At 71.1% G+C, this 16,193-nt stretch carries 12 protein-coding genes; 8 read left to right on the forward strand and 4 right to left on the reverse strand.

What is annotated here, in order from left to right; all coding sequences use genetic code 11:
* Positions 1-184 precede the first annotated feature (184 nt).
* Positions 185-1,228: a zinc-binding dehydrogenase gene (locus BJ969_RS13430; protein ID WP_184479270.1), complete on the forward strand. Its 1,044-nt coding sequence runs from the start codon at positions 185-187 to the stop codon at positions 1,226-1,228.
* 12 nt (positions 1,229-1,240) lie between these two features.
* Here BJ969_RS13430 and BJ969_RS13435 read toward each other — a convergent pair whose 3' ends face one another.
* On the reverse strand, positions 1,241-1,639 hold the full coding sequence (locus BJ969_RS13435; protein ID WP_184479271.1) for a VOC family protein: 399 nt from the start codon (positions 1,637-1,639) through the stop codon (positions 1,241-1,243).
* A gap of 91 nt (positions 1,640-1,730) precedes the next feature.
* Between BJ969_RS13435 and BJ969_RS13440 the strand changes: the two genes are divergently transcribed.
* From BJ969_RS13440 to BJ969_RS13455, 4 genes are all read left to right on the forward strand, one after another.
* Positions 1,731-2,723, forward strand: a complete 993-nt coding sequence (locus BJ969_RS13440; RefSeq protein ID WP_184479272.1) for a helix-turn-helix transcriptional regulator — start codon at positions 1,731-1,733, stop codon at positions 2,721-2,723.
* 107 nt (positions 2,724-2,830) lie between these two features.
* Positions 2,831-3,160 carry a hypothetical protein gene (locus BJ969_RS13445; protein ID WP_184479273.1) on the forward strand — a complete coding sequence of 110 codons (330 nt, stop codon included), beginning with the start codon at positions 2,831-2,833 and terminating at the stop codon, positions 3,158-3,160.
* Between the two features lie 88 nt (positions 3,161-3,248).
* A complete protein-coding gene (locus BJ969_RS13450) occupies positions 3,249-4,391 on the forward strand; it encodes an acyl-CoA dehydrogenase family protein (RefSeq protein WP_246458101.1) in 1,143 nt (380 codons plus the stop codon).
* 131 nt (positions 4,392-4,522) lie between these two features.
* The gene (locus tag BJ969_RS13455) at positions 4,523-6,199 is read left to right on the forward strand and encodes a hypothetical protein (RefSeq protein ID WP_184479275.1); all 1,677 of its coding nucleotides are present in this window, start codon (positions 4,523-4,525) and stop codon (positions 6,197-6,199) included.
* A 3-nt stretch (positions 6,200-6,202) separates the two neighbouring features.
* Here BJ969_RS13455 and BJ969_RS13460 read toward each other — a convergent pair whose 3' ends face one another.
* On the reverse strand, positions 6,203-9,286 hold the full coding sequence (locus BJ969_RS13460) for a UvrD-helicase domain-containing protein (protein ID WP_184479276.1): 3,084 nt from the start codon (positions 9,284-9,286) through the stop codon (positions 6,203-6,205).
* A gap of 256 nt (positions 9,287-9,542) precedes the next feature.
* On the opposite strand from BJ969_RS13460, the gene BJ969_RS13465 reads away from it, so the two are divergent.
* Positions 9,543-10,742, forward strand: a complete 1,200-nt coding sequence (locus BJ969_RS13465; protein WP_343071384.1) for an amidohydrolase family protein — start codon at positions 9,543-9,545, stop codon at positions 10,740-10,742.
* Between the two features lie 10 nt (positions 10,743-10,752).
* On the opposite strand, the gene BJ969_RS13470 is transcribed toward BJ969_RS13465, so the two are convergent.
* Together BJ969_RS13470 and BJ969_RS13475 are read right to left on the reverse strand one after the other, a co-directional pair.
* Positions 10,753-12,333 (reverse strand): hypothetical protein, encoded by a 1,581-nt coding sequence (locus tag BJ969_RS13470; RefSeq protein ID WP_184479278.1) that lies wholly within the window; start codon positions 12,331-12,333, stop codon positions 10,753-10,755.
* 115 nt (positions 12,334-12,448) lie between these two features.
* Positions 12,449-14,665: an nSTAND1 domain-containing NTPase gene (locus BJ969_RS13475; RefSeq protein ID WP_184479279.1), complete on the reverse strand. Its 2,217-nt coding sequence runs from the start codon at positions 14,663-14,665 to the stop codon at positions 12,449-12,451.
* A 474-nt stretch (positions 14,666-15,139) separates the two neighbouring features.
* On the opposite strand from BJ969_RS13475, the gene BJ969_RS13480 reads away from it, so the two are divergent.
* Together BJ969_RS13480 and BJ969_RS13485 are read left to right on the forward strand one after the other, a co-directional pair.
* Positions 15,140-16,045 carry a helix-turn-helix domain-containing protein gene (locus BJ969_RS13480; protein ID WP_343071385.1) on the forward strand — a complete coding sequence of 302 codons (906 nt, stop codon included), beginning with the start codon at positions 15,140-15,142 and terminating at the stop codon, positions 16,043-16,045.
* A complete protein-coding gene (locus BJ969_RS13485; RefSeq protein ID WP_184485230.1) occupies positions 15,996-16,178 on the forward strand; it encodes a DUF397 domain-containing protein in 183 nt (60 codons plus the stop codon). Before BJ969_RS13480 ends, BJ969_RS13485 begins: the two co-directional genes overlap by 50 nt.
* Positions 16,179-16,193 lie beyond the last annotated feature (15 nt).

Below are 16,193 nucleotides of genomic sequence, written 5' to 3' on the forward strand. Positions count from 1 at the left end.
GGTCGTGAACGTGGCCGCTGCCCGCGCCGCGCCGACCCTCGTTCCCGCGGTCGCCCTCGCCGTCCGGCACCACCGGGCGGCGGCCCCCGCCTCCTAGGACAGTGAGGCCCGAGGCGGCCCACCTGCACCGGGCGTTCGACATCCGCGCCCGGGGGCATCCGAATCAACCCGTGGAGAACTTCTGATGCGCGCAACGCTCATGTACGGCGCCGGCGACGTCCGGGTCGAGAACGTCCCGGACTCCGTGCTCAAGCACCCGACCGACGCGCTGGTGCGCGTCACCGCTTCCTGCATCTGCGGCAGCGACCTGCACCCGTACCACTCGATGCAGGCGGCCGACGGTCCCGTGCGGATGGGACACGAGCTGATCGGCGTCGTGGCGGACGTCGGCTCGGAGGTCACCACGCTGTCCCGGGGCGACCTGGTCGTGGCGCCGTTCGCGATCTCCGACAACACCTGCGAGTTCTGCCGCGAGAACCTGCACACGTCCTGCTCGCACCCGGAGGCGAACTTCTGGGACGGCATGCCCGAGGAGGGCGGCCAGTCCGAAGCGGTGCGCGTGCCGCTGGCCGACGGCACCTTGGTGAAGCTGCCCGTCGCGCCCGATTCGGCGCTCGTGCCGTCGCTGCTGACCCTCGCCGACGTGTACGGCACCGGCTACCACGCCGCGAAGATGGGCGGCGTGACCCGGGGCAGCCGGGTGACCGTGATCGGTGACGGCGCCGTGGGCCTGCTGTCGGTCCTCTCGGCGCAGCGCCTCGGCGCCGAGCAGATCGTGCTCATGGGCCGCCACCGCGACCGCACCGACCTGGGCCGCGAGTTCGGCGCCACCGACGTCGTCGCCGAACGCGGCGACGAGGGCGTCGAGCGGGTCCGCGAGCTCACCGGCGGGCACGGCTCGCACGTGGTGCTCGAAGCCGTCGGGCACATGCCCGCCTACCAGCAGGCCCTCGGCGTCGTGCGCCCCGGCGGCGTGATCAGCCGCGTCGGCGTCCCGCAGTACGAGGAAGCGCCCGTCGGGTTCGCCAGCCTGTTCGGCCGCAACATCCGGTTGGCCGGTGGCCCCGCTCCGGTGCGCGCCTACGTCGAGGAGCTGATGCCCGCCATCCTCGACGGCACGATCGAACCGGGGAAGGTCTTCGACGCCACCACCGGCCTCGACGGCGTCCCCGACGGGTACCGGGACATGGACCGCCGCACGAGCCTCAAGGTCCTCGTCGAGCCGTGATCCGGCCGGGCCTCAGCGGGCGAACTTCGCGATGGCCGCCGGGGTGACGGGCGTGAAGAAGTTGACGAGGTTGCCGTCGGGGTCGCGCAGCAGCAGCGAGCGGTTGCCCCACGGCATCGTGGTGGGTTCGGTGACGAACTCGTCCACGACGCCGGTCAGGTTCCGGTGCACCTCGTCGACGTCGTCGACGCGGAACTCGACGATGACGCTGCGGTTGCTCGCGGGGTCGGCCGAGCCGGGGCCGAACAGCGCGACGGTGCGGGTGCTCGCGATCGCGAGGGTGGCCGAGGTGGTCCGGAGCTCGGCGAAGTCATCACCGGCCCGGTCCGCGCGCACGGCGGTGGCGCGCTCGTAGAAGTCGACGAGCCGGTTGACGTCGGCGGTGATGATGCGGATCGAGACGAAGTCCACGGGGTGCTCCCTGTCGGATCGGTGCTGGTGAGCGCACGCTACGACCGATACCGGGCAGAACCCGCCCGGTATTCGCGGGAGAATTGCCGGCATGCCCCGCCCCACCGCCCGCGTGCTGGCCCTGCTGGAACTCCTGCAGTCGGGAGGGACCCGCACGGTGGGCGAACTCGCCGACCGGCTCGGCGTGGACGAGCGCACGGTGCGGCGCTACGTCGAGCACCTGCTCGACCTCGACGTGCCCGTCGAGTCGGTGCGCGGTCGATACGGCGGATATCGGCTGGCCGCCGGTTACCGGATGCCGCCGTTGATGCTCGGCGATGACGAGGCGCTCGCGGTGCTGCTCGGCCTGGTCGCGGGACGCCGCGCCGGGTTGACGACGGCCGCGGGCGCGGCGAGCGAGACGGCGGCGGCGAAGATCCGGCGGGTGCTGCCGGAACGGCTCGGCCGCAGGCTCGACGCCGTGCTCGGGTCCCTGTCGTTCACCGCGGCGGCCGGTGCGCGGGCCGTCCCGGAGACCGGGGTGCTGCTGCCGATCGCCGACGCCGTCACCCACCACCGGCCGGTCGCGATCCGCTACACCGCCGCCGACGGCCGCCGCAGCGAACGCACCCTGCATCCCCACGGGCTGGTCGCCCACTCCGGCCGGTGGTACGTGTCCGGGACCGACCCCGAGATCGGCGAGCAGCGGACTTTCCGGCTGGATCGGATCGCCGACGCGCGGACCCTGCCGGGCTCGTTCGAGCGGCCCGCGGAGGTCGACCCCGCGCAGCGGGTCTTGGCGGGCATCGCCACCGCCCCCTACCGGTACGAGGTGGTGCTGCGGGTCCAGGGGACCGCCGAGCAGGTGCGCGCGCGGCTACCCGCCGGCCTCGCGGTCGTGGCGGAGGAGTCGGCGGGCTGGTGCCGCGTGGAGCTGCGGGCGCAGCGGCTCGACTGGGTGCCCGGGGTGCTCGCGGCGCTGGACCTGCCGTTCGCCGTCGAACGGCCGGACGAGCTGCGCGAGCTCGTCGTGGCGTTCGCCGACCGGCTCGCGCGCTCGGCCCGGCGACGCCCGCGCAGCGCGGACGCGGAGCTCGACGACTAGCGGCGCACCACCCGCGGGTCCGCCCGGGGGCCGGGTCGGTGGGAACCCCGATGGTCCCGGCGGTGCGGATGCCTAGCGTGGGGCGCACCGAGATCGTGAGGAGACCGATGGTGGCGGGCGTGTACGAGGTCCAGGTGCGGGGCTGCGCGTCGACGCGGGAGGCGTTGACGTGGCAGGAGCCGGTCGCACTGCTGCTGTGCCCCGAACCGGAGCACCAGGGGCCGTGCGAGGTGCCGTGGACGTTCACCGTCCGCGACGTGGGCGCCGCCGTGTGCCTGGTCGTCGCGATCATCGCGTCGGCCGAGGTCGCCGAGCGGATCGGCGACCGGGTCCGCGCGTTGACCGGGCGGGAGGTGGTGCTGCGGCGGGGTGATCCGGCGGAGTTCGAGGTGCTCGTCGAGCAGTACCGCGTCGAACGCGGGGAGCTGCCGGGTTGAAGTGGACCGTCCGGTCCGCGGCGGTGACGCGGATCGTGCTTTCCCGGATCCCGGGAATAGATGTCGATCTTGGAATGTTCGCGTGCTCATGACAACGGACATCATCGGCGGCTCGGTCGCCTCGCTGCTCGACGCAGCCCGCACCGCGGCCGAGCGAGCAGCGGCCGAAGCCCCGGCCACCGAGCGGGACCGGCGGATCACGGCGGCGAGTGCGGCCGCCGCCCGGGCCGCCGGCGCGTTCGCGCTGGGCGTGCGCCGATCCGACGGCGGCCTCGAAGCCGGTCTCACCACGCGGGTCAGGTTCCTGGCAGAGCTCGGACGGGGCTGCCCGTCGACGGCGTGGGTGGCGGCCACGACCTACGAAGCGAAGAGCCTGCTGCAGATCGGCACCACCGACGAGGCGTACGCGGACGCGTTCCGCGACGTCGACGCCGTGGTGTGCTCATCGGCCCGCACCGGCACCGCCGTCCGCGAGCCCGGCGGGCTGCGCGTCTCCGGCCGGTGGCCGTACGCGTCGGGCTGCGAACTGGCCGAATGGGCGATGCTGTCGGTGCAGCTCCCGGCGGAGGGAGATCGCCCGGCGCGGCCCGGCGCGGTGTTCGCCCGCACCCGCGATCTGACCGTCGAGCGGGACTGGAACATGGCGGGGCTGGGCGGCACCGGCAGCCACACGCTGGTCGGCGAGGACGTGTGGATCCCCGATTCGCACCTGCTGGATCTGGCCCGGATCGGGGCGTCGCTGTCGAACCTGGCGATCGCGGTCGGGCTGTTCGCCCCGCTGTGGGGCGCCGCGCGCGGCGCGCTGGACGTGGTGACCGAGGTCGTCGCCAAGCGCACCTCGCCGAACCCGGGTCATGCGACGATGGCCGATTCGCCCGGTGCCCGCAGGAACCTCGCCGTCGCCGCGCACGGCATCGACACCGCGCACCGGCGGATGCTCGGCATCGCCGAAGCCCTCGAAGCCGCCCCGCCCGGCGAGGCCCTCCCCGCCGAGGAGCGGGCCCGGTTGCGGCTGGATCTGATCACCGCGGTGCGCGAGTGCCGCAGCGCGCTGGAGGATCTGCTGGACCTGCACGGTTCCAGCGGGCTGGACGCCGCGAACCCGTTGCAGCGGTACTGGCGGGACTTCGCGGTCGGGTCGCGGCACGTGCAGTTCACCTCGCACGTCGTCGAGGACGACTTCGGCATCCTGCTGCTCGGCTTGGATGCGGCGCCGTCCGGACTGCTCTGAGGTCGCGCGTCCCAGCAGGCTGAGTCGGGTGGGTAGGTGTGCTGCCCTCGACGCTGCCCTCCCGGACCTCCACTTCGCCCGTCACTCCCGATACACCGGTAGTGACGGTTCTTCGAGGAGGGGTTGGTCTCATGCACGCACGACACCGAACGACCGGCCCCTCAGAGCGGACCGATCGCACCGCGAAGGCGCCGGCGGCGGATGCCGGTCCCACCGTCCAGCAGATGCTCGCCTGGCACGGGCGGGTCGGCAACGCCGCCGTGGCCTCGTGGGTGGAGCAGCGCCGCCGCGGCGACCTGCCGTCGGCAGGATCCTCGCGAAGTCCGGAAGACCGCTGCGTGCAGCGCTACGTCAAGGTGAACACCAACGTCCATAGCGATGACCCCGCTCGTCGTCTCGGGAACCTGCCGTTGAAGACCGCAGCGGACTTGATGGCCGAGGTTCGCACGGCTGTTCAAGAGTCCGGGGACTCGACGTTGCAAGAAGAGTTCGCCAAGAACGAAGCCGCGATCGCTGACCAGGCGGACAAGTGGGTGAAGGACTCCGCGATAGGCGGTGGCGCAGACGAGAACCACAAGTTCGGCAGGAAGAACCAGTGGCGGACCTACCGCGACTACGAGGAGGCGGGGCGAGCGCTGGTCGGCTGGGTCCTGCAGAAACCGGGGCGCCGCGAGGAGAAGCGCTACGCCCGCGCCATTGTCACTGATCCCCAAGTCTCCGCCGACGTCGACAGCGTGCTGCGCAGGGTCGAGGGTTGGATCGCCTCTGCCGCGAAGGACGAGGAGCGACCGCGGGATCTCGACAAAATCCTCGATCAGCTCACCACCGGGTTGGGAGAGGGACAAGGTGGGGAGAAGCAACACTTCGGTCCCTATCAGCGACACTTCGATGCGAAGGAACCCCGCCATCACACGCGCTTCCGCGGCGACTTCCGCTCCGTGCTGCGGAACCCCGAGCGGTTCTCAGTTCGGGACAAGATGGTGTGCCTGCACGACATCTACGAGTACTTCAGGGAGACACCCGAGGGCCGTGGCGAACCGGACACCGAGGGCCGCGGCCTGCTGGCCGAACCCACGGGAGACCGCATAGCGAGCACCACGAGCATGCACTCCGACGGCACCCCGGCGAGCCGAGGCGAGGACAAGGGGACATTCGCGGGCACGGTGCGCGCCGAGAAAGCCCCTTCGACGCTCATGGCTCGCGAGCACCGCATTCCGGTCGTGGCCGGGCAGTCCTACACCACCGCCCGGTTGCTGAGTTTGAGCGAGCTGGCTGGAGCCACGAAGCAGGAGCGGAACTCCGTTGCGCTCGGCATCTTCGCGTTCTGGCGCATCGATTACGACCACACCGTGCGACTGGCCGCGCACACGCTGCACGAGGTTCTCGACATCGCCATGAATTTCGGGGTGGACTACAACTTGAAGGCACCCCAGCGAGGGTCGTTGAGGTATCCGGCGATCTTGGCGCAGCGGGTGCGCTACACCACCGCCAAACTCGCCGCGCAAGTGGATCCGCTCGAGAACGCGATCGCCGCGATGAAGAACGATCGCGCGTCACGGTTCGCCCGGTCGCTGGGCGGCTCCGGTCGCACGGCCGCGCAGTTGAGGGACATTCTCATGTCTTTCCGAGCAGAGCTCGCGAAATGCGAGAAGACCGAGCATGCCGCTGCCGCACCGGCCTACGCCACCGCCTTGGGCAGTGCTCTCGAGCTTTACACGACGTTGTGCAGTGAGGTGAAGGCGAAGCGGATCACCGACACCGTCACCCGCGACGACAGGGAAGCGGTGGAGGCCCGGCGAACAGCATGATCCTCACAGCAGGCTGAGCTGGGTTGCGCGGGCCTTGCGCGGGGCGGGGGTGTCGGGGCGGGTGACGGCGTCGCCGAGGCCGGTCAGGAACGGCGACGGACTGCGGTCGCGGACCTGGCCGTGGCGGGTGCGGCGGGTGGCGTGGGTGAGCCACAGGTGGTCTTGGGCGCGGGTGACGCCGACGAAGAACAGCCGCCGCTCCTCCGCGATCTCCTCGGCGGTGGCCTCGGATCCGGGCCAGGTCAACGGGAGCAGGCCGTCTTCGCAGCCGACGAGGAACACCACGGGGAATTCGAGGCCCTTCGACGCGTGCAGCGTCAGCAGCGAGATCGCTTCGGCTCGCGGGTCGAGGGTGTCGACTTCGGCGCCCAGCAGCACTTCGCGGCGGAACCGCTCCAGGTCGTTCTCGCAGCGTGTCGCCAGCGGCGTGAGCAGTTCCAGCGCGTGGTGCACGTCGGGTTGGACGTCGTCGGGGACGGTGAACACGACGCTCGTCGCGGCGGCGCGCAGCTTGTCGAGGACGCTGCCGGAACGGTCGGCGACGTGGCCGAGTTCGGTGATCAGCAGGTCCACCCCGGGCCGCGCCGACAGCGGGTCGTGGGAGCGTTTCTGCACCGGCAAGCCCGCGCGGGCGAATTCGTCGAGCAGCAGCCGGGATTGCGCGTCGGTGCGGTAGAGCACGGCGATGTCGTTGAAGCCGATGCCGCCGGGTCCGTCGCCGTCGACGCGTCCGCTGTCGAGGGAGTGGAACGACGAGCCGCCGAGCAGCCGGTCGATCTCGCGGGCGACGAAGGCGGCTTCGGCTCGTTCGTCGGCGGCTTCGTGGCGGATCACGCGGTGCGGGTCGCGGTCGGAGGCGGCGTGCAGGGCGCGGCCGGGCACGAGGGTGCTGGGGGCGACGGCGCGCACGGCGGTGTCGATGATGTGGCGTCCGCTGCGGTAGTTGCGGGTCAGCGCGTGCACGGGCGCGCTCGGGTAGTCCTGTTCGAAGCGCAGGAAGAATCCGACGTCGGCGCCGCGGAACGAGTAGATCGCCTGGTCGGGGTCGCCGATGGCTGTCAGGTTCGCCTCCGGTGGTGCTAGGGCGCGCAGCAGCCGGTACTGGGTGGCGTCGACGTCCTGGTACTCGTCGACGGTGATCCACCGGTAGCGATCCCGGTAGTTCTCGGCGAGGGCGGGGTCGTTCTCCAGCAGCCGCACCGGTTCGGTGAGCAGGTCGTCGAAGTCGACGAGGTCCAATTCCCGCAGCCGCCGCCGGTACCGGTCGGCCGCCTCGGGGTCGGCGTCGGCGAGTTTCGGCAGCAGCCGGCGGGCGGCCTTGTCGTCACCGGTGATCTCGGTGAGCACGGCGAGCCTGCGCGCGGTGTCGGCGACGGTGAACTCGGCGCTGAGCCCGAGGGCGTCGTGGTGTTCGCGCAGCAGTTGCAGCCCGAAGGAGTGGAAGGTGCCGACGGTGATGCCGGCGGCGGCCGGGCCGATGAGCGCGTGGAGGCGTTCGGTGAGTTCTTCGGCGGCGCGGCGGGTGAAGGTGATCGCGAGGCAGTCGGCGGCGGGCACGTCGCGTTCGAGCACCAGGTGCGCGAGCCGGTGGGTGACGGTGCGGGTCTTGCCGGTGCCGGGCCCGGCGACGATGAGCAGCGGCCCACCGGGCACTTCGGCGGCGGCGCGCTGATCGGGATCGAGTCCGGCGAGCACGCCGTGCGCCGGTGTTTCCGGTGCTGCGGCGGGGGTTTCGGCCGGTTCCGCGAGGGGTTCCGGTTCGGAGACCGCCAGCCGGGGTGCTTCGGCGGCCGGGGCGAACAGGGCGTCGTCGAACAGGCTGTAGGAGTCGCCGTTGCGCAGCCGCGCGAGTTCGGCGGGCTGGAACACGCGGATGGTGCCGTACTCCCCGTCGAAGCCCGCGTCGCGCACGACCTCACCGGCGCGCAACCGCCCGATGGCTTCGGCGACGCGCGGGTCGCTGCGCCCCAGCTCGTCGAGCGGCACGTCCTCGAGGATGCCCAGTTCCGGCCCGTGGGCGGCCACGAGATCGGACACGGCGCCGAAGACCTTCTTGCTCTTGGGCCCGACGCCGTGGATCTCCCCGACGATCTCCGGCAGCGGGATGAGGTTGCGGAACCCGGCGGCCCCCTCCGGCCGGACGCCGCCGGTCCGGTCGGCGAGGTCGTCGACGCGGTGCTGCACGCCGACGGTCAGCGGTTTCGCGCATTCAGGGCAGCGCCCGCCGCGTGCTTTGGTGTCGGCGGGTTCCAGCCGCACGCCGCACTTGCGGTGCCCGTCGAGGTGGTACTTGCCCTCTTCGGGGAAGAACTCGACGGTGCCGGCGAATCCGTCGCGGGTTTCCAGCGCGCGCTTCATCGCGTGGTAGTCGAGGTCGGTGTCGAACACCGTCGCCTCGCGCCCGAGCATCGGCGGGGAGTGCGCGTCGGAGTGGCTGACCAGGGTGTAGCGGTCGAGCCCGGACACGCGCCAGTTCATCTCCGGGTCGCTGGACAGGCCCGTTTCCAGCGCGAAGACGTGGTCGGCGAGGTCCCGGTAGGCGTCGTCGATGGAGTTGAACCCGGCTTTCGAGCCGAGCACCGCGAACCACGGCGTCCACACGTGCGCGGGCACCAGGTACCCGCCGCACTCCAAGGTGATCTCCAGCAGGTCGCGGGAGTCCAGGCCGAGGATGGGCCGCCCGTCGGAGGCGAGGTTGCCGATCTTTCCTAGGCGCCGGGAGAACTCTTCGGCGGAGGCGAAGTCCGGCATGTAGCACAGGTGGTGGATCTTGCGCGTGTAGTCGCCGCGCTTGTAGATGGTCGAGATCTCCGAGGACAGCATGAACCGCACGTCGCCGCCGCAGTTGGCGGGCATCGCCGCGGTGATCTCCCGGTCCCGCTCGGGCCGCAGCCGCAGCAGCCCCGGCTCGGCCGGTTCCAGCACTTCTGCGAGGTGCGCGAACCACGCGGGGTGGGTGAGGTCCCCGGTGCCCACCACGGAGATGCCCTTGCGCCGAGCCCACCAGGTGAGGTGCTCGATGTCGCAGTCCTTGCTGCACGCGCGGGAGTACTTCGAGTGGATGTGCAGATCGGCGTAAAAGCGCACCGGGTGATCTTGCCAGTCCGGTGGCGCCGCGCGGAGATGGGGCGCGGATTTCCGGAGTGCGCGGCGGGTTCCGGCGATGCGCCCCGCGCCACCGCCCGCGCCGAGTAGCCTCGGCGGCGCTCGCCGGATCACTGGGGCGGCGAGCGCTCGAACCCCGACGCGCCGCCGCAGGGAGTCCTGCACGGCTCCGGCGCACCCACCCCGAATCGGTGCTCGCGGCGGGCGTCGGCGCACCCGATCACTGGGAGGCCCTTCCGTGCTGCTGCTGACCGCCGAGACCGTCCTGACCGGACCTGACGGCGACCGTATCCCCGGCGGCGCCGTGCTCGTCGACGGGACCACGATCGTCGCCACCGGCCCGCGCGCCGAAATCGACCGGCACCCGGGCGCCGCCGGGGCCGAGCACCGCGACTTCCCCGGCGCGACGATCCTGCCCGGCCTGATCAACGGTCACGCGCACCTGGTGTGGGACGCGAGCTTCGCGATGCTGCAGCACTACTTCGACGCCGACGACACCGAACTGCTGCTCGGCGTCGTCGGCCGCTCCCAGCAGGCGTTGCGCGCCGGTGTCACGACGCTGCGCGACCTGGGAGATCGCCGCGGCCTGGTGCTGCGGGTGCGGGACGCGATCAACCGAGGCGAGCTCACCGGCCCCCGCCTGCTCGGTTCCGCCGCGCCCCTGACCCCGCCGAAGGGGCACTGCTGGTTCTTCGGCGGCGAAGTCGACGGCATCGACGCGATCCGCGCGCAGGTGCGGCACAACGCCGACCTCGGCGCCGACGTCATCAAGGTCATGGCCTCCGGCGGGGAGACGACCCCGGACTCCCCTCCGACGTGGGCGCAGCAGTTCAGCGCCGAGGAACTGTGCGTCGTGGTCGCCGAAGCCACCGCCGCCGGCCTGCCCGTCGCCGCGCACGCCCACGGCGCCCAGTCCATCGCCGACGCCGTCGCGGCCGGGGTCTCCACCATCGAGCACTGCTCGTGGCTGGGCGCCGAGAACTCCGGCCCGGACCTGCGCGAGGACGTCGCGCGCGAGATCGGAGCCCGCGGCATCGCCGTCTGCCACGCCTACCCGCCGGACTGGCGCGGCTTCGCCGAATTCGTCGGCGAGCAGCGGTTCCAGGCCGCGCTGGACCGGGTCCGCTGGATGGACCAGCACGGCGTGACGTTCCTGCCCGGCACCGACGGCGGCCTGCCCACGTCCGTGTTCGACAACTACGCCGGAGCCCTGTCGTACTACGTGGAGGCCGTGGGCTGGACGCCCGGCCGGGTCGTGGAGATGGCCACCACCGGCGCGGCGGCAGCCCTCGGACTCGACCACGTCGGCCGCGTCGCGGAGGGCTTCGACGCTGACCTCCTCGTCGTCGACGGCGACCCGAGCGCGGACATCCACGCCCTGCACCGGCAGCGGTTGGTGGTCGCCCGGGGTGAGCCGGTCACTCCCGAAACGAACTGACGCGCCCAGGTCACGAGCAGGGGCGGTCCCTGCTCGCTCCGCGAGGCAGCAGCTCCGCTTCCTGCTCGGTGAACTCACGATCGGAAATTCGGCACAGTTCGCGGAACCACGCATTCGGGTCGAGCGGGATCGCCTGACGACGGCCAGGTTCCCGCACGACCAGCTCACCATCGACGAGCCTGGGTTCGGCCGAGGTGATGAGGGGAATTGAGCCGATCTGGCGGCGGGTGCGCCAATCCCACATCTCGATACCCCTGCCTCCGCCATCGCCTTCAGCGAACAGGTACTGCTCGGAGAGCGCGACGAGCTTGGTGAAGTTCCCGGTGACCCGCGGCTGGATCGAACCCGAGCGCAGGTCGATCAGCACGGCGGCTGAGTCCTGGTCGGCGACCGCAACTAGCGAACCGTCCGGGGACACCACTGGCAGCGCCGGGCTGAGATCGGCGGACTCCACCGGGAAGTGCTGCACGCGCGTACCGCTGCGCAGGTCCCACAGCGCCACCGCGTCGCGGGTGCGCACCAGGATTTGATCGGGATGTTCAGGCCGCACCGCGATGGCGGGCCCGGAGGGTATCGGCTGGGTCGGGTGCCCAGGATCGTCGATCAGCAACGGTGGTCCCGTCTGCCGCGCGGCATCCATGTCCCATGTCGAGACCATCCCGAATTCGCCGGCCAGCACGTGCCCGTTTGGTGCGGTGATCAGGTGCGGGGCCCTGCTCGCCGTGGCGTCTGCTTCAACGCGTCCTGCGGGTAGCGGCAGCGGGAGACCGGGTTCGGGCACGAGTCCCTCGGTCCGCCACGCACGCAGGGTCGCCCCGACGATCGCGACGACGCGATCTCCTGAACCGGTGAACACTAGCTCGGTGGTGCCCGGCGTCAACGGAGCTCGGGCCAGCGGTGCCCCGTGCTCGTCGGACAGGACGAGTTCGCCGCCCGCGGTGTTCCCATCCTGCGACGGGGCGAAGGTGATCCAGCGCCGACCGTCGGGGCTTCGCGCGTGCAGCTGCGTCGACTCCGTCCATTGCGCGGGTGCGGGACCGGTCGCCGCGGTCGCGGTGAGCACGGATTCGTTCTTCAGGCGCACGACTCGTCCCGTGCCGTCAGGGGCAGTGGTGATCACCGATCCGGGGCCGTCCCAACGATCACCGTCGAGCTCGGGCCAGTGCAGGATCCGGCCGGTTCGCCAGTGCACGGCAGTGGGTTCGCCCAGCGAGACGACGTGCTCGCCGGTCTGGTCGACCCCGAGCGTGCACCTCGGCAGCGGAACCCGTCGTTGCGGGGTACCGGTGGCGAAATCCAGCACGGTCAGTTCACCCGCAGTGCAGGTTCCGAGGTGCGTGCCGTTGCCGAGCAGCGCGCTCTCGTTGCCGGATACGGGTGGGAACGTGGTGACATCGGCGCCGGTCTGGCGGTTCCGCACGACCGGGGTGACGCGGAAGTCGCCGTCTGCTCCCCGGTGCTCGAAGGTCACCAGCTCCTTCCCGTCGGACGACGGGTATGCCTCCGTGATCGAGTGCAGGCCGTCGGTACCGCCGGTGAACACGACACCGCTGCGCAGCTCGCGCGAGGCGATGAGGTCCCAGACCGGCACCGGCGTGTTGACCGGAACCCCGCGGAAGAGGGGCAGCGCGGTCAGGAAGCGACCGTTCGCGCTGAACGCGGGCGGCCGGTACTCGGTTCCGGGGTCGAGCAGGACCGGCCGGAAATCAGGGGGTGGCGAGGTCCCATACCCGCAAGCCCGCTTCCTCGCCCACCGCCGCGAGCCATTTGCCGTCCGGGCTGATCGTGATCGCTCCCGCCACGTCCTCGTCGATCGTTCGGCTCGTCGGGTGGGGTGTGAGCAGTCCCCACCACACCACGACGCCCTTGCCCGGTTTGATGAGTGCGAGGACGTTCCCGTCGGCGCTGGCCACGATGCCGTCGACTTCATCGACCAGTTGCGGTGGCAGCACGCGCTCGGCGCCGCGCCAGGTGGCCAGCTGGGTCAGCAGCGCTCCGCGCGCGTCCGAACTGCCGGGGTCCTCCCGCCACGAGGCGAGCGCCAATTGGAGCGCGGTACCCGCGTCGGCGTCGGTGGCGAGGTTCGCTTGCTGCGCGATCAGAGCGGAGTTCGTGGCCCGCAGCGTTCGGTCGAGTTCGGCGGAGTTGCTGATCGCCACGGCCGTCAGCGCCGCCGACACCAGCGCGAGCGTGGTCGAGATCGCGGTGATGGTGATCCACCGGCGTCGACTCCGGCTCTCTGCGGTGAGGCTGCGCCGGATGAAGGACGCCGATCGCTGCGAGAGGTCCTGTTCGCGCCGGCCGAGCCATCGGGTCGCTTCGTCGAGAGCCGCGCCGCGCAGCAGCACACCGGAACGTTCCAGATCGTCGACTTTCGCCTGCCACACCAGGAAATCGGCATCTTCGGCCAGCCAGGCGCGCAGTTGCGGCCAATGGTCGATGAGAGCTTGGTGGGCGAGGTTGACGCGTGTGTCCTCGATGACCAGCAGCCGCTCCGCCGCCAGCTCACGCGCGATCTCCTGCAGGTCCTCGCCCAGTTCCGCGAGCTGCCCGCTGCGGCGGGCGTGGCCGCCTTCGCCGTCGGGGCGGGTGAGGCCGACGAGCAGGTGCCGGATCTTGGTGCGGCGTTGCCGCTTGTGCTCGGCTTGGCGTGGGGTGTCGTGCTCGTCGGGTTCGGGCAGGGCGCTGTCGGCGTGGCGGCTGAGTGCACCGGGGACGCGGCCGAGGTGTTCGTAGGCGTCGTGGGTGAGCCAGGCTCCGTGGCGGTGCTCCCACAGCTGTTCCAGCACGAGCGACACCAGCGGCAGGGTGCCGTCACCGGCGTCGTCGAGGATGCGCTGCACGAGTCCGGCTTCGAAGGCGAGTCCGCCGATGGCGGCGGCGGGTTCTTCGACGGCGGCGGCCAGCTGGTCCCGCGACATCGGTTCGAGGAACCACACCGCGCGGTTGAGGTCGTCGGCGGTGTCGTTGCTGATCAGCTCGTCGAGCGATCGGGAGCGCAGGGTCAGCACGGCTCGCAGCGACGGGCGACGTCGCAGTGCCGCCGCGAGGTCGGCGAGGCGCTGCCGGGCGGCGGCCGGGTCGGCGACGACGGCTTCTTCGAACTGGTCGAGGACCAGCAGCCCGTCGGTGCCGGGGAGGTCGTCGTGCGGGCCGAGTTCGACGACGGGCGTTCCCGCTTGCTTGAACTTCGGTACCAGCCCGGCTCGCACGAGGGAGGATTTGCCGCTGCCGGAGGGCCCGGCGACCGCGACGAGCCGCCGTTCGGCCACCAGCCCTGCCAACCGCTCGATGTCGTCGTCGCGCCCGCGGAACAGCTCGGCGTCTTCCTGCCGGAACGACCGCAGCCCCCGGTACGGGTTGCGGCTCGGCGTGGTCCACGCGTCGCCGAGCGCCGTGGTGGGCACGAGGTGCGCGGTGGCGGCGTTGCGGGCGGTGGTCGTCACGACCATGCCGACGACTCCGGCGAGCTCGTCGTCCCACACCGGCGCTCCGCTGAAGCCGGGTTCGATGTGCCAATGTCCGGTGTCCTGCGCCATCTGGATGCGTCCGGCGCCTTGAGCGCCGACGAGCCGTCCGGTGACCCACATGCCGTCGTCGTGCCCGGTGGGGAAGCCGATGGTGCGGAACCGGTGGTCGCGGACCTCGCCGCTGACCCGCGCCGGCACGGGCAGCGCCCCGGCCGGTGGGGCTGTGACTCGCAGGATCGCCACGTCGCGTTCGTCGTCGCGTTCCAGCACTTCGACGCCGTGCCCGTCGCTCCCCAGCAACGGGAAGTCCGCGGTCGGCGCCGCGTCACCGATCACGTGCGCGCAGGTCGCGGCGATGCCGGGGGCGATGAGGAACCCCGCGCCGAGCACGCGCCGCCCGTCGCGCAGCCGTACGAGCGCGGAGTCCAGCGGATCGACCGCCAACCCGTTCATCTCGCGAACCCCCGAACTCGCGCCTGCCGGTGTGATCAAAGCTAGCCCGAACTCCGCGGCACCGGGGTGAGTTCCGGACTTTTCGCCGGGGCAACGCCGGTCAGGACCGCGCTCGGAGCCATCGGGAGTGAACGGACCGTTCGTCCAAACCCATTGGGCAGACGGTCCGTTCACTCCCGTCGCGTCCTCCGCCAACGACGAGTCAGCGGCGCGGGAGGCGCACGCGGGTGGAGTGAACGGACCGTTCGTCCAAGGAGATTGGGTGAACGGTCCGTTCACCTCTTCACGTCGTCGAGAACGATCGTCAGCTGCGATCTCCGCGTTGCGCGGCGTACGCGGGCACCGGGCCGTTGTTGCGCAGGGGGCACGGTGTCGGTCTTTGGTGTGGTTGAGCCGGAAACGCCGTCGCTGATGCTGGATCGCGGCGAGTGCGGACGTCGATCATGGCCGCTTCCCCAACGAGGAGGTGCGCCCGTGTCGGCGAACGCTCTCACCGTCCGAGGCCAGGAGCTCGGTGAGCAACTGCGCGTGCTGCGCGCGGAATCCGGGTTCAACCTGCAATCCGCGGCCCGCCGCATCGACATGTCCCCGAGCCAGCTCAGCCGCTTGGAGAACGGCCAGCGCAGAGCACCGGCGGAAGTCGTCACGGCCCTGCTGGCGACCTACGGCGTCACCGGGCAGCGGCGCAGGACCGCGCTCGCGCTCGCTCGCGAGTCCGACGAACACGGCTGGTGGCAACGTGATCGACCGGATTTCCCCGAACGCCAGCGGACGTTGATGTCCTTGGAGTCGAAAGCTGAGCGCATCATCAACTACGCGGGCTTACTCGTTCCTGGGCTGTTGCAGACGAGCGAATACATGCGCGCGACGTTGGAAGAGACATCGATGTTCTCGGCGGACGCCGTCGAGCAGCGGATGGCGACCAGGATGCGGCGTCACGCTGCCGTGTTCGGGAGTCGTGACTGCTCACTGATCGCGCTCATCGACGAGCTGGTTCTGCACCGCAGGGTCGCCACGCCGGGTGTACTGGTTCGGCAGCTGGAGCAGCTGGTCTACTGGTCGACGCGTGATCACATCTCGATCCGGGTTCTCCGCAACGATCGACTCCACTCCGGCACGACAGGCCCGTTCCAGCTGATTCGGCAGCGCTGCGGCCACACCGTCGTCTTCCTCGAACACCTGGGGTCGAGCTTGTTCGTCGAAGACAAGCAGGACGTCGCGACCTATGGCGAAGCGGTGCGCAAGATGCTGGACCTTGCATTGCCTCAGCAGGATTCGGTTCACTTGATCGAGGACATCGCCCGGAACATCCACTCGGAGGCGGGAAATGATGACAGCCGACGATCTCGGACCGCTCACCTGGCGCAAGAGCCGTCATAGCTCGGTAGAGGAATGCGTCGAAGTCGCGGGTTTGCCCGCGCACGTCGCGATGCGGGACTCGAAAGATCCGCACGGCCCGGCGCTCGTCGTTTCCCGCGCCGCGTTCCGGCGTTTCGTCTCCGGCCTCGGCTGAGCCCCAGTGCCCCAC

Origin of the sequence: Saccharopolyspora gloriosae (assembly GCF_014203325.1) — a bacterium.
Classification (GTDB): domain Bacteria; phylum Actinomycetota; class Actinomycetes; order Mycobacteriales; family Pseudonocardiaceae; genus Saccharopolyspora_C; species Saccharopolyspora_C gloriosae.